The sequence below is a fragment of the Faecalibacterium sp. Marseille-Q0746 genome (assembly GCF_017377595.1).
Classification (GTDB): domain Bacteria; phylum Bacillota; class Clostridia; order Oscillospirales; family Ruminococcaceae; genus Faecalibacterium; species Faecalibacterium duncaniae.
Window position 1 is genome coordinate 42,280 of sequence record NZ_JAFREI010000001.1, and the last position, 12,943, is coordinate 55,222.

Genomic DNA, 12,943 nt, shown 5'->3' on the forward strand with positions numbered 1-12,943 from the left:
TGCAATTTGCTTGTTTCGCGCCCGGAGTTGCGGTATAATATTAAAGTCTGGATGACTGTGGTGGGAGAACTCTCTGGCAGGAACTCCTGAAACACCCGGCATCGGATACTGTGGGAAATTGGAAGTACGATAAAGGAGTGTGTTTTTCAATGGCAAACTATCTTGAGATGAATCGTGAGGAGCTCACTGCCGAAAAGGCAAAGCTGAATGAGCAGTACAAAAAGTTTCTGGCCATGAACCTGAAGCTGAACATGGCCCGTGGCAAGCCCGGCCCTCACCAGATGGATCTGGCAATGGGTCTGCTGCAGATGAACGATTACACCACCGACGCAGGCACCGATGCCCGCAACTATGGTGATCTTGAGGGCCTGCACGAGGCTCGCGTCCTGTTTGCGGATGTGTTCGGTGTCAAGCCCGAGGAAGTGTTCGTGGGCGGCAACTCCAGCCTGCAGTTGATGTACAACCTCATCAACATTGGCTATGTGTTCGGCTTCCCTGAGTCTCCCTGCCCCTGGTCTCAGGTGGAAAAGCGCAAGTTCCTCTGCCCGGTGCCCGGCTATGACCGCCACTTTGCCATCACTGAGGAGTACGGCTTTGAGCTGATCAGCGTGCCCATGACCCCCAATGGCCCCGATATGGACATTGTGGAGAAGCTGGTGGCCGAGGATGACACCATCAAGGGCATCTGGTGCGTGCCCCAGTATTCCAACCCGGATGGTTATACTTACAGCGATGAGACCATTGACCGGATGGCCAAGATGAAGACCGCTGCTCCTGATTTCAAGATCTTCTGGGATGAGGCTTACATCGTCCACCACCTGACCGAGGAGATCATCGAGACCCCTGTTCTGTTGAACGAGAGCAAGAAGTACGGCACGGAGAACCGTGTGTTCATGTTCACCTCCACCAGCAAGATCACCTTCCCCGGTGCAGGTGTTTCCGCCATTGCATGCAGCGTGGACTCCATGAAGTATATCTGCAAGCGCTTCTCCGTGATGATCATCAGCTATGATAAGATGAACCAGCTGCGCCATGTCCGCTTCCTGAAGAACAAAGAGGGTGTGCTGGCCCACATGGCAAAGCACCGCCGCCGCCTGATCCCCTGCTTTGATGCGGTCAAGACGGCCTTTTCCGAGGAGCTGACCCCCTGCGGCGACATCGCTCACTGGACGAACCCCAAGGGCGGTTACTTCATCAGCCTGTACGTTATGCCCGGCTGCGCCAAGCGTGTGGCCCAGCTGTGCAAGGAGTGCGGTCTGACCCTGACCGGTGCCGGTTCCGCCTATCCCTACCACAAGGACCCGCAGGATTCTCACCTGCGTATCGCGCCCACCTATCCCAGCCTGGACGAGGTGGAGACCGCATCTGATCTGCTCTGCGTCTGCGTAAAGCTGGCAGTCATCGAAAAGCTGCTGGCCGAAAAGGCAGAGTAAGGGTTTTATTCTGTAAAAAATCTCCTCCGTGCAGAGGTTTTTCTGTGCGGCGGAGGTTTATTATATTTTGGAGGTTTCCTGTTTTTTATGAAGACGAAAGGCAAAGCATGGCAGCTTGTTGTCACAGTGCTCCTGATCGCCGCGTTTGTCTACACGGCATTCTTTGGTGTGGCAGTCAAGTACGGTGATGTGACCAAGACCTACATCAAGGGAGCGCAGGATATCCGCTTTGGCGTGGATATCAAGGGTGGTGTCAACGTAACGTTTGCCCCCTCGGACAACTACGATGCCACCGATGATCAGCTGGACGCTGCCCAGCTGGTCATTGAGAATCGTCTGGTCGGCCTGAACGTGACCGACTACGAGCTGTATGTGGATTATGACTCCGACCGCCTGATCCTGGAGTTTCCGTGGCAGTCCGGTGAGACCGATTTTGATCCCGAAGCCGCCATTGAAGAGATCGGTAGCACCGCCTACCTGACCTTCCGCAAGGGGAGCAGTGCAGACGGCGAACTGATCCTGGACGGCTCCATGGTCGAGAGCGCCGCTGCTCAGTATGGCCCGGTGAGCGGCAGTACATCCGAATATTATGTGGCCCTCAAGTTCAACGACGAGGGTGCCAAGGCCTTCGGGGATGCCACCACGGAGCTCTACCAGAGCAGTGGAACCATCAGCATCTGGCTGGATGATCAGAACGTGAGCACCGCAACGGTCAATGCGGCCATCACCGATGGTGCCGCCATCATCACCAGTTCCGCGTCCAATCCCTTCACGCAGGAGGACGTGGTCAAGATGGCCCGCCAGATCAATTCCGGTGCACTGCCTTTTGCCCTGACTGTGGACAGCTATTCCACTGTCAGCCCCAGCCTGGGCGAGAACAGCCTGAGCGCCATGGTGCTGGCCGGACTCATTGCCTATGCCCTCATCGTGGTGCTGATGACTCTGCTGTATCGTCTGCCCGGCTTCCTGGCCTGCATTGCACTGGCCGGTCAGGTGGCGGCAACGTTGGCTTTCGTCTCCGGCTATTTCCCGGTGTTTGAGAGCTTTACCCTGACTCTGCCCGGCATCGCAGGTATCATCCTGGCCATTGGTATGGGCGTGGATGCCAACGTCATCACCGCCGAGCGCATCAAGGAGGAGCTGAACAACGGCAAATCTCTGGATGGCGCGCTTAAGAGCGGCTTTGCCCGCGGCCTGACCCCCATCATTGATGGCAACGTGACCATTGTCATTGTGGCAATCGTGCTGATGGGTGCCTTCGGCCCCTCGGACGGCCTGTTCGCCAAGGCCCTGCACTTCGTGTTCTTCGCCTTTGGGCCCTCCACCGCAGGCACCATCTACGCCTTTGGCTATACGCTGCTGACCGGCGTTCTGCTGAACTTTGTATTCGGCGTGTTTGCCACCCGTGTGATGATCCGCGGTGCAGCCTCCATCAAGGCCCTGCGGAATCCCTGGCTCTATGGTGCTGTCAAGCCCGGCAAGGAAGTCAAGGAAAAGAAGCCCATCGACTTTGTGAGTCTGCGCAAGCGCTTCCTGACCATCTCCACCTGCCTGATGGCGGCCATCATCCTGTGTGCTGCAGTGTTCGGTGTCCGGCTGGATACGGAGTTTACTGGCGGTGCCATGATCACCCTGAGCTATCAGGGTGAGATCAGCACCTCCGAGGTTCAGAAGACCGCCTCTACCGCACTGGAAAACAACGGCCTGACCCTGCAGACCGGCGAGAATGTCGCCACCGGGGAGCAGACCCTGAAGATTTCCATGCCCGGCAACGAGACCGTGACCACCGATCAGGTGGAGAATCTGCTGACCTCCCTGAACGAACAGTACCCGGACAATGCCTTTGCCCAGCTGTCCCTGAGCAATGTCAGCGCTGCCATGGGCACCAAGTTCCTGCAGAAGAGTCTGGTGGCTGTGGTGTTCTCCCTGCTGCTCATCCTGCTGTATATCGGCTTCCGTTTCAAGAAGATCGGCGGCCTGACCGGTGGCCTGATGGCTGTGCTGGCTCTGCTGAACGACCTGATGGTGGTGTTTGGCACATTTGTGCTGCTGCGCACCCCGCTGGACGGCAACTTTATTGCCGCCATGCTGACCATTCTGGGCTACTCGATCAACGATACGGTTGTGGTCTATGACCGCATCCGCGAGAACCGTGCCCTGATGGGGAAAAAGACCCCGTTCGAGGAGCTGGTCAACCACTCGGTCAACCAGTCTGCCCGCCGTACCATCATCACTACGGTGACCACTGTAATGGCACTGGGTGTGATGTGCGTGGTCTCCAAGCTGTACGGTCTGGACAGCATCTTTACCTTTGCCTTCCCGCTGATGATGGGTATGCTGAGCGGCGTGTATACCTCGCTCTGTGTTTCCACCTCCGCCTGGGTGCTGTGGAACGATCGCAAGAGCAAAAAGGCTGAAACAAAAAAAGCCTGACCGTGTTTTGCCCGACAGGCCAAGAACCAACATCAGGAGGAACGATTTATGAAATGTCCCTATTGCGGCGATGAGGAATCCAAGGTCATCGATTCCCGCCCGACCGAAGACGGTGAGCGGATCCGCCGCCGCCGCGAGTGTCTGCGCTGCCGCATGCGGTTTACGACCTATGAAGTGGTGGAGACCGTCCCGCTGATCGTCATCAAAAAGGATAACTCCCGTGAGCCTTTTGATCGTCAGAAGCTGCTCAACGCAATGCTGCGGGCCTGCGCCAAGCGCCCGGTGAGCTACGATGCACTGGAACGGGCTGTCAGCAGCATTGAGCAAAGCCTGATGAGCTCCTATGACCGCGAGGTATCCAGTGTGCGCATTGGTGAACTGACCATGCAGGAGCTGAAAAAGATCGATGAAGTGGCCTATGTCCGCTTTGCTTCGGTTTACCAGCAGTTTGCCGATGTCGAGAGCTTTTTCACGGAGCTGAAAAAACTGATGGGCGACCGCAAAGAGAAAAACTAAGGTCCCAGCGTTAAAAGCCAGACTTTTTCGTGAACTTCACGAGAAAGCCTGGCTTTTTGTTGTGCACAGCCTCATCCGTTCAGCTCAAAGCAATCATCCTCAAAGAATACGATGAGAGAGCCAGGCCAGGGTCTCTACCTGAACCTGCGCCCGGCGCAGTTCCCCGAAGGCTTCCTCGGGTGCATTCAGTTCCAGATGGCCATCGGCGGCGCGCAGGGCGGCTTCCAGCTCCGTGAAGTCCTGCGTGCGGAGCAGGTGGTTCATGCCTTCCCGCATGGTGTCGCAGAGCTCGGCTCCTTCGGCCAGTGCCTGCCGCGCACCGGTCAGATCGCTGTTCCGGATATCCTCCATAGCGGTGTCGATGTCATCGGAGATATCCTCGGCGAATTGCTGTACCCGGAAGCTGCTGTAAAAGGCTGCCGCCAGCAGCAGGACTACGATGCCAATGCAGACATAAATACGTTTCATGCCGCACCCCCTTGCCGGAGCCCCGCCGTTTGACGAGGCTCCTTTTTCAGCAGAAAATAATCCTCGGTATCGTTGCCCGCCAGGATCAGGATCTCTTCCAGAAGCAGGCTGTTGGCCTGTGCGGTGCGTTCCAGCCAGGCAGCATCCTTGCCGCAGGTGGTCAGGTTTTCGGCAAGCACCTGACCGTCCAGCACAAAGGGGATGGTGGCCTGCGCCCGCTGTACCCTTGCCCCAAGGTCGGCGAGGGTAGCCGGTTCCTTTTCCGGGCGCAGAGCCACCGAGAGACTGCCGTTGGTCTCCACGACCGCATAGGAGACATCCCGGGGGTCGAACACATCTTTGCCGCGCAGCGCCTCCATCAGATCGGCGGCAGTCAGCCGCAGGGTGCGCAGGGCGTTCTGATCGATCTTACCATTCAGGATAACGGTTTTGGGCCGCCCGGACATCAGGTTAAAAAAGCGCTGGCTCCTGAAGCTGAGGATCGACCCCAGCAGCTCCAGCGCCGCAATGAGAAAGAGGGGGATCAGGCTGGCTGTGACCGGTACTTCTTCAGATTCAATGGAGATGGAAGCCAGATTGGAGATGAGGATGGTGGACACCAGTTCCTCAGGCTGCAGTTCCCCCAGCTGACGTTTGCCCATCAGCCGCATGGCAAACAGGACGCAGAGATAGATCAGGATGGTACGGAAGATCAAGAGTTTCAAACCGGAACACCTCCCAGCGTATAACCGCCGCCCCGGCGGACAAGCTACCAGAAAGGGGGCGGCAAAATGGAACAGCTTTCCAGCCATCTGGCGGCAAATCTTGCGGAGCTCAACGCTAGGTTTGGCCAATCGGCAGATTTTTATGCGAAGGAGCTTGAGCTTTACCACTGCAAAGGAGCCATCGTTCTGTTTGATGGAATGGCCAGCCTGAAAGGGCTGTGGCAGCTGCTGCTGGATGCCGCCAGCCGCCGCACACCGCCCGGCCCGGCAGAACAGCTGACCGGCGAACAGGTGTTTGCATTGTTGTTTGAGCACTCCGCACTGCCCGCAGAGCCTGCCCCTGTGGAGAACTGGGATGCCCTGATCCGGCGGCTGACGGCGGGCATGGCAGTGCTTTTGCTGGACGGATGTGCAAAAGGCATCGCCTTTTCGGTGCAGAGCCTGAACGCCCGCTCGGTGGATGAACCGGCAGCGGAGGGAAATCTCCGCGGCTCCCGGGAAGGCTTTGCGGACCTGCTCCGGGTAAATACCAGCCTGCTGCGGCGGTGCTTCCGCAATGATGCTCTGGTCATCGAGATCGATCAGGCCGATTGTGAGATGAAAACGGAGTATGCTCTCTGTTACTGCCGGGATACGGCAGACCCCAAAGCGTTGCAAAAGGTGCGGCAGACTTTACAGCGGGCCAGGCCGCAGCTGCTTTTGGATTCCAGCTACTTTGTGCCATGGCTCTTTCCCTGTAGGATCCGCACCTTTGCCCCTGTAAGCTATACCGAACGGCCTATTGTGGCAGCGGCTAAGCTGCAGGAGGGAAAAATCGTCATTCTGGTCAATGGAAGCCCGTCAGCGCTGATCCTGCCCACCCTGTTCTGCGAAAACTTTGAATGTCTGGATGACTATGCAGGAACGGCCTATTTTGCATCCTTTCTGCGGATGTTGAAATATATCTCGTTCTACCTGAGTATCTTCCTGCCGGGCGTGTTCGTCTGCTGGGCAGTCTACCTGCCGGAACTTCTGCCGCCCCAGCTGCTGTTCAAAATCGAGGCTGCCGAGCAGGCCACGCCTCTGCCGTTGTTCGGGGAAATGCTGCTGGTGATCCTGATGTTGGAGATCATCCGGGAGGCTGGTCTGCGGATGCCCCAGACCCTGGGGCACTCCGTCAGCCTGATTGCGGCCCTTATTATCGGGGATGCTGCCATCGCCGCCGGATTGATGAGTACGCCGGTCATTCTGACCGCCGCTGCCGCATCCATTGCGGTGTTCGTCACGCCCTCGCTTTACGAGGTGGCAACCGTTCTGCGGCTGGTAGTATTGCTGGCAGCAGGGTTGGCTGGCCCGGTGGGACTTGCCGCCTGCGCACTGGGTGTGTTATTCGGGCTGACCCGGGTCTCAGCGTTGGGTGTGCCCTACCTGCGGGATGTCATCTTCCCTGAAGTGCCGCTCTCGCCGGACGGTGTGACCCGGCGCAGCTACCCAAAACTTTCCCGGCAGCCCTTTACCATTTGGCAAAAACGAGGTGGTTGAAGTTGGAGCAGTCTTGTTTCTCTGAAAAAACACTGACCTTGAGTGTGCTCACTGCGGAGTTCGCTCGGTGTGTATTACAGACAGGGGCACCTGTCTCAGCCCGCAGTTTTCTGCTGCGCGGCCTGCCCATGGCACTGGCGCTGGTTCTGATCACCGCCCTGACAGCCGGGGCAGAGCAGCGTGCAGACAATTTTTTGGGTACAGACTTGCGTTCCCGGGTAGTCTGCGGCGGGCTGGGACTCTGGTTTGTCTGGGAGGCTGTGGAGACCTTCCGTCAGGCGCAGGAGCTTTGCTGGGGGAATTTTTCTTCCATGGCCATGCTGGGGCTTCTCCCGCTGCTGCTCTGGGCAGGATGGAAGTTGGAACCTGCCGTACTGGTCCGCTGTGCGCCGATCCTGTGCTGGGCGGCGGCGCTGGCGGGTTTGCTCTGCCTGCTGGGATTGAATGACCAGTTCCACTGGGAAAAGCTGATGCTGCCCACCGAACCTTTAACGCCCACTCTGCCCCTGTATCCGGAATACTTTGCCCTGCCGCTGTTCTGTCCGGCAAAGCAGGTGCGGGGCGCTGTCTGGCTTCCGGTGAAAGCCTTTTTACTGGCTGGCAGCTTTGCGCTCTGTATGGAACTGGTGTTTGGGGTTGGGAATGCCCTGCCCGGCATCGAGCTTTTGCGGGCGGGCAGACTGGGCAGCATCTCCCGGTTTGATGCCCTTGTGCTGCTGGTCTGGTTGGCAGCGGCAATGTTCCGGTTCTGCGTGCTGGTGCAGGTGGTGCGTCAATTGGCCGGCCGGCTGTGGGGCAGGGCTGCGCCTGCGGAGGAAAACGCATGACGGGCCGACAGCGTGCCCTCCGGTGGCTGGCAGCGGGTGTGCTGGTGCTCTGGTGTGGGGTGTTTTTGCGGGCAGAGAACACCGAAAAAAGCATGGTGCGTGCCCTGCTCCTGACTCCTCCCACAGTGGTGGCACAGAGTTGGACAGTGGGTCTGCTCTACCAGTTTCCGGAAGCCGCTGCCGATGCTTCTGATGCCGCCGCAAAGGTACAGCTCTGCACGGGGCGGGGAAACACCCTGCAAACGGCTCTGACGGAAGCCGAGCGTGGCCTGCCCCGTAAAGCAAGCTACCGGCTGTGCGAGTATCTGCTTTTGAATGCCGAAACAACTTTAAAAACCATTCGACAGGCGGAGACCGTGTTGAAAGAGGAGCCGGTGCAGGGCTTGTCTGCCCGGGTCCTCTGCATGGATCTTTCCGGAGAAGAACTGGCCGCAGCAGACGGAGAAAACGAACTGTTCCCGGAACAGCTTTTGCAGGCCGTGAAGGAAGCCGCACCGCAGGCTCCGCACCTATACGAGAGCCGCCGGAACGCTCTTTTGGCTCCGGTGCTTATCCTGACGGATGGTGCCATTGAGAATGCGGAGGAAATGCTTCTGCTCACCGAAACAGAAAACACCCGGCTCACCCCGGCAGAGAGCCAGATGGCACAATTGCTGCTGGGTCAGAGCGGAGAACACATTTTTTCGCTGGGTAGCGGGCAGGTGACGTTCCGGCGCTGTGTGGTATCGGTGGAAGCCGTAGAAGATGGCTTTGCCGTGACCCTGACCGGCCAGCGCAGGGCGGGCACAGCTCTGCCCACAGCAGCACAGTGTGCGGCGCTGGAGCAACTCTGCGTGCAGACCGTTCAGCGCTGCTGGGAAAACGGGTACGATCTGCTCTCTCTGGGAGCAGTCCGGGCGTTGAAGCAGGGAACAGAGCGAGAAATGCTTACAACAAAAAACGCCTGCCCGCAGGTGCAGGCAGACGTGAGCTTTTTGCAGTTTTAGTGGGCGGTCTCAAAAACGACGGTGATACTGGTACCAACGTTTACTTCGCTTTCCAACTTGATGCGGGCGTTGTGGATGCGGGCAATGTGCTTGACAATAGCCAGCCCCAGACCGGTGCCGCCGGTGGCCTTGCTCCGGCTCTTATCCACCCGGTAGAAGCGTTCGAATACGCTGGACTGCGCGTCTTTCGGGATACCGATGCCGTTATCCTTGACGGTCAGGGTACAATGGCCGTCCCGAGTGCAGGAGGTGATGAGCTGGACCTTGCCGCCGGGTCGATTGTAGCGGATGGCGTTGTCGCACAGGTTCTGGCACAGCTCATCCAGCTGATCCCGGTTGCCAAGCACTCTGGCGCTCTCGCCCAGATAGGTCAGGGAGATGAAGGAGCGCTGTGCGTTCAGCTTCTGACGTTCCACACAATCCTTGGCCACGTCCAGCAGATCGACCGTTTCCATGTCGGGCTGTGCATGGGTCTCGCTGACGCTGTCCAGGTGCGACAGCTGCAGGATATCGTTCACCAGCTGGATCATCCGGCTGGCTTCTACATGGATCTTCCGGCCAAACTCGGGTACATCGGCGGGCTTGGCAATGCCGGTCTCAATGAGCTCCGCATAGCCGGAAATACTGGTCAGAGGAGTTTTCAGCTCGTGGCTGACGTTTGCCGTGAAATCCTGCCGCATCTTCTCGTTGTTTTCCCGCAGCAGCCGGTCAGAGTGGATGCTCTCAGCAAAGGGGATGAGTTCCCGGTAGGGAACGTTTTCCTGAATGTGCTCAAGATCATCCGTCATTTTCAGAATGGGCTGGACAAGACTGCGGGTCAGCAGCCCGGCGATCAGCGCTGCCGCACCCATCATCAGAATGCAGCTCAGGATGATGGCGGGCAGGGCCGCGTCGTAGATCGACCAGATGGTCTCAGAATCCTGGGCCACACGCAGGATATCGCCGCCGGGCAGCAGCATGGCGTAATAGTAGGTCTCGTACCCCATGGTCTGGGAATCGCGGCAGTTACGGCCTACACCCTCCCGCATGGCCTGTTGGATCTCCGGGCGGGACAGGTGATTTTCCATCTGCTGGTCAGTGGCGGATTCGAACACCACACTGCCATCTGCTGCGATCAGGGTAATGCGCAGGTCTCCGTTGACGAACACGGAGAGCTGATCCGGAGAGGAAAGCTGCTCGTATCCGGCGGAAACCAGATCGGCCTGATGCTCCAGCGAGGTCCACGCCTGTTCCCGGAACGCTTTGTGAAAGACGAAGAGACAGAGCACGGCGGTGCAGACCAGACCGACGAAGCCCATGAAAAACAGCCGGTAACTGATTTTTTCTTCCATGCTCTGCGGTTTCATTCTTCCTCGCCCTCCTCATTGTCGGCCAGCTTGTAGCCGACCTTGCGCACGGTGCAGATATATCTGCCCGCGTCCCCCAGCTTTTTGCGCAGGGTGCGGATGTGCATATCCACGGTGCGGCTTTCAACAGAAATATCGGTGCCCCATACCACCTGCAGAATGGTCTCGCGGGTCACGACAAGGTTCGTGTTCTCCAGCAGCAGGCGCAGCAGACTGTATTCCTTGTAAGTCAGGTCAATATGGGTGCCGTTCACAGTCACGCTGTGGCGGGCGTTGTCCAGCAGGATCTCATGGAAGGCATAAACATTCTGCTTTTCCTCGGGGGCAGAGCGGCGCAGGGCGGCCCGCACCCGGCTCAGAAATTCCATGATGCCAAAGGGCTTAGTGATGTAATCATCTGCACCGCAGTCCAGCCCGCGCACGGTATCCAGCTCGCTGGATTTTGCAGTGACCATGATGATGGGCAGGCGGCGCAGAGCAGGGGTATTGCGGAGCTTTTTCAGGATGGAGAAACCGTCCTCACCGGGCAGCATCACATCCAGAATGACCAGCTCAGGCTCTGCGGTGCGCATGGCCTGCCAGAAAGGCTCAGAGGTTTCAAAGCTCTGCACCTCGTATCCGCTGGATTGCAGTGCATATTGCTCCAGCTCGCGGATGGCGGCATCGTCCTCTACAATGTAGATCATTTGTTGGGTTCCTCCTTTGCGTCTGCGGGTGCAGTGTCGCTGTCAGGGAAGAGATAGCGCTCACGGTAACGATCCAGACGGCGCTGAAACTGTTCACTTTCCTTGGTCTCGTTACCGTAGCGCAGGTCGTTCAGATAAGCGTGGGTATCAAAGCTGTCCTGTGCCACCTCGATTTGGGCAACAGCCACATTGCTGCAGTGGTCGCAGACACGCTCATAGTTGGTCAGCAGATCTTCCAGAACAAAACCATATTCAATGGAACAGCTGCCGGTCTGCAGGCGGGCCACATGGCGGGCCTTGATGGCACGCACCAGTTCATCCACAACGGTCTCCAGCGGCTCGACCTTGCCGGCCAGATGCAGATCGCCTTTGCGGAATGCATCGGTGGTGCGGCTCAGCACATCCTGCACGGCCCCCTCCAGCACCTGCAGCTCCTCCTGTGCATCCTTGGAAAACGCAATGCTCTTGGCGTGGATCTCTTCGGCGGAGCTCAGAACATTTACAGAGTGATCGCTGATGCGCTCAAAATCGCTGATGGTGTGGAGCAGAGTGTTCACACTCTGGCTGTCGGCATGGCTCATTTCACGGCTGGACAGCTTGACGAGATAGGTGCCCAGTGCATCCTCATATTTGTCCACCTTTTCCTCTTCCTCCCGCACCTTCTGGGCAAGGGAATCGTCCCACTTGTGGGTCAGGCTCATGGCCTGCACCACGCCCACACGGGCCAGCTCGGCCATGTCTGCAGTGGCGGCGCGGGCACGCTCCACAGCCACGGCGGGAGTGTTCAGCAGGCGCTCATCCAGCAGAGCAAAGCTCTCTTTTTCGGCATCGTCCGGAATGGTGAGGATGGCCAACTTTTCCAGCCCATTTGCAAAGGGCAGCAGAACAGCGGTGGCCGTCAGGTTGAAGATGGAGTGGACCACGGCAATGCCCCAGGCAGTGACTGTCTCATTGACAAAGGCAAAGTCAAGCAGCAGGTTTGCACCATAGAAAATAGCCAGGAACAGGGTGACACCGATGATGTTAAAGTACAGGTGCACCATGGCGGCGCGGCGGGCATTCTTGTTGGCACCCACAGAGGAGATCAGCGCGGTGACGCAGGTGCCGATGTTCTGGCCCATGATGATGGGGATGGCACTGCCGTAGGTGATGACACCGGTGGCGCTCAGTGCCTGCAGGATACCAACGCTGGCGCTGGAGCTCTGGATGATGCCGGTGACAACGGCCCCCACCAGAACGCCCAGCAGAGGATTGGAGAAGCGGATAAACAAGCTGGTGAACCACGCCTCGTTCTGCAGGGGAAGCACAGCATTGGACATGGTGGTCATACCGGTCATCAGCACAGCAAAGCCGATCAGAATGGTGCCAACACCTTTGCGCTTTTCGCTTTTGCCCATGTACAGAAGGATGCCGATAAAGGCCAGCACCGGGCTGAAGGAGGTGGGCTTGAGCATATTGATCAGGAAGCTGTCGCCCTGCAGGCCGGAAAGGCTCAGAATCCAGCTGGTGACCGTGGTGCCCACATTGCTGCCCATGATAACGCCGATGGCCTGATGCAGCTCCATGATGCCGCTGTTGACAAAGCCGACCACCATAACGGTGGTGGCGCTGGAGCTCTGGATCACGGCAGTGACGCACAGACCCAGGAAAAAGCCCTTGAGCGGGTTGTCAGTCAGTTTGCTCAGGACCTTTTGCAGCTGGCCGCCGGCCTGCTTTTCCAGCGCCTTGCCCATGATGTCCATACCGAACAGGAACAAGGCCAGGCCGCCCAGCAGGGAAAATACATTAAAAACAGTCATTTGAAGTTCCTCGCTTTGTTTGACACGTTTATTTGACGGAATGTTCTCCTATTTATGAGTATAGAGCCTGAATGTAAAATCGGAAATCCAGAGAATGTAAAAAGCGTGTAAAGTGAATGACTGTTTCCCGGTGCAGGGATGTACCATCTCTATTATAAAGGGATATGAGGGAGGATGCAACGGGATGCAGGCTCCAGAATGAAGATTTTCCGGCAGAATCATTG

The 12,943-nt window shown here is 57.8% G+C and carries 11 protein-coding genes; 6 read left to right on the plus strand and 5 right to left on the minus strand.

Going from position 1 to position 12,943, the window contains the following annotated elements; translation table 11 throughout:
- Positions 1-149: 149 nt before the first annotated feature.
- The 3 genes from J3351_RS00210 (at position 150) to nrdR (ending at position 4,382) form a co-directional block, all read left to right on the plus strand.
- A complete protein-coding gene (locus J3351_RS00210) occupies positions 150-1,433 on the plus strand; it encodes an aminotransferase class I/II-fold pyridoxal phosphate-dependent enzyme (protein WP_005934338.1) in 1,284 nt (427 codons plus the stop codon).
- An 87-nt stretch (positions 1,434-1,520) separates the two neighbouring features.
- Positions 1,521-3,866, plus strand: a complete 2,346-nt coding sequence (secF, locus tag J3351_RS00215) for a protein translocase subunit SecF (RefSeq protein ID WP_207696841.1) — start codon at positions 1,521-1,523, stop codon at positions 3,864-3,866.
- Positions 3,867-3,914: 48 nt separating this feature from the next.
- Positions 3,915-4,382, plus strand: coding sequence for a transcriptional regulator NrdR (gene nrdR / locus J3351_RS00220; RefSeq protein ID WP_005934334.1), 468 nt, complete (start codon positions 3,915-3,917; stop codon positions 4,380-4,382).
- Between the two features lie 99 nt (positions 4,383-4,481).
- Here the strand turns inward: nrdR and J3351_RS00225 are convergent, their stop codons facing one another.
- Both J3351_RS00225 and J3351_RS00230 read right to left on the minus strand, forming a co-directional pair.
- Positions 4,482-4,850, minus strand: a complete 369-nt coding sequence (locus J3351_RS00225; protein ID WP_005934332.1) for a DUF4363 family protein — start codon at positions 4,848-4,850, stop codon at positions 4,482-4,484.
- A complete protein-coding gene (locus J3351_RS00230) occupies positions 4,847-5,554 on the minus strand; it encodes a DUF421 domain-containing protein (protein WP_097771156.1) in 708 nt (235 codons plus the stop codon). Before J3351_RS00230 ends, J3351_RS00225 begins: the two co-directional genes overlap by 4 nt.
- Positions 5,555-5,620: 66 nt before the next feature.
- On the opposite strand from J3351_RS00230, the gene J3351_RS00235 reads away from it, so the two are divergent.
- From J3351_RS00235 to J3351_RS00245, 3 genes are read left to right on the plus strand one after another with little or no spacing between them, the layout of a single operon-like run.
- Complete coding sequence (locus J3351_RS00235) at positions 5,621-7,075, plus strand: spore germination protein (protein ID WP_207696842.1); 1,455 nt, start codon at positions 5,621-5,623, stop codon at positions 7,073-7,075.
- 2 nt (positions 7,076-7,077) lie between these two features.
- Positions 7,078-7,902, plus strand: coding sequence for a hypothetical protein (locus J3351_RS00240; RefSeq protein WP_207696843.1), 825 nt, complete (start codon positions 7,078-7,080; stop codon positions 7,900-7,902).
- Positions 7,899-8,888 carry a hypothetical protein gene (locus J3351_RS00245; protein WP_207696844.1) on the plus strand — a complete coding sequence of 330 codons (990 nt, stop codon included), beginning with the start codon at positions 7,899-7,901 and terminating at the stop codon, positions 8,886-8,888. Before J3351_RS00240 ends, J3351_RS00245 begins: the two co-directional genes overlap by 4 nt.
- Here the strand turns inward: J3351_RS00245 and J3351_RS00250 are convergent.
- Genes J3351_RS00250 through J3351_RS00260 form a run of 3 tightly spaced genes read right to left on the minus strand, consistent with a single transcriptional unit; the run spans position 8,885 to position 12,719 of the window.
- The gene (locus tag J3351_RS00250; protein ID WP_207696845.1) at positions 8,885-10,234 is read right to left on the minus strand and encodes a cell wall metabolism sensor histidine kinase WalK; all 1,350 of its coding nucleotides are present in this window, start codon (positions 10,232-10,234) and stop codon (positions 8,885-8,887) included. The two genes, J3351_RS00245 and J3351_RS00250, sit on opposite strands and share 4 nt — an antisense overlap.
- Positions 10,231-10,920: a response regulator transcription factor gene (locus J3351_RS00255; protein WP_097771952.1), complete on the minus strand. Its 690-nt coding sequence runs from the start codon at positions 10,918-10,920 to the stop codon at positions 10,231-10,233. The genes J3351_RS00250 and J3351_RS00255 overlap by 4 nt, the downstream gene beginning before the upstream one ends.
- Entirely contained in the window at positions 10,917-12,719 is a 1,803-nt protein-coding gene (locus J3351_RS00260; protein ID WP_207696846.1) for a Na/Pi cotransporter family protein, read from the minus strand. Before J3351_RS00260 ends, J3351_RS00255 begins: the two co-directional genes overlap by 4 nt.
- Positions 12,720-12,943: the final 224 nt, after the last annotated feature.

Coding starts and splice junctions, on each gene's coding strand:
- J3351_RS00210 (WP_005934338.1), top strand. CDS start 150: ATGGCAAACTATCTTGAGATGAATCGTGAGGAGCTCACTGCCGAAAAG.
- J3351_RS00260 (WP_207696846.1), bottom strand. CDS start 12,719: ATGACTGTTTTTAATGTATTTTCCCTGCTGGGCGGCCTGGCCTTGTTC.
- J3351_RS00235 (WP_207696842.1), top strand. CDS start 5,621: ATGGAACAGCTTTCCAGCCATCTGGCGGCAAATCTTGCGGAGCTCAAC.
- J3351_RS00250 (WP_207696845.1), bottom strand. CDS start 10,234: ATGAAACCGCAGAGCATGGAAGAAAAAATCAGTTACCGGCTGTTTTTC.
- nrdR (WP_005934334.1), top strand. CDS start 3,915: ATGAAATGTCCCTATTGCGGCGATGAGGAATCCAAGGTCATCGATTCC.
- secF (WP_207696841.1), top strand. CDS start 1,521: ATGAAGACGAAAGGCAAAGCATGGCAGCTTGTTGTCACAGTGCTCCTG.
- J3351_RS00225 (WP_005934332.1), bottom strand. CDS start 4,850: ATGAAACGTATTTATGTCTGCATTGGCATCGTAGTCCTGCTGCTGGCG.
- J3351_RS00245 (WP_207696844.1), top strand. CDS start 7,899: ATGACGGGCCGACAGCGTGCCCTCCGGTGGCTGGCAGCGGGTGTGCTG.
- J3351_RS00255 (WP_097771952.1), bottom strand. CDS start 10,920: ATGATCTACATTGTAGAGGACGATGCCGCCATCCGCGAGCTGGAGCAA.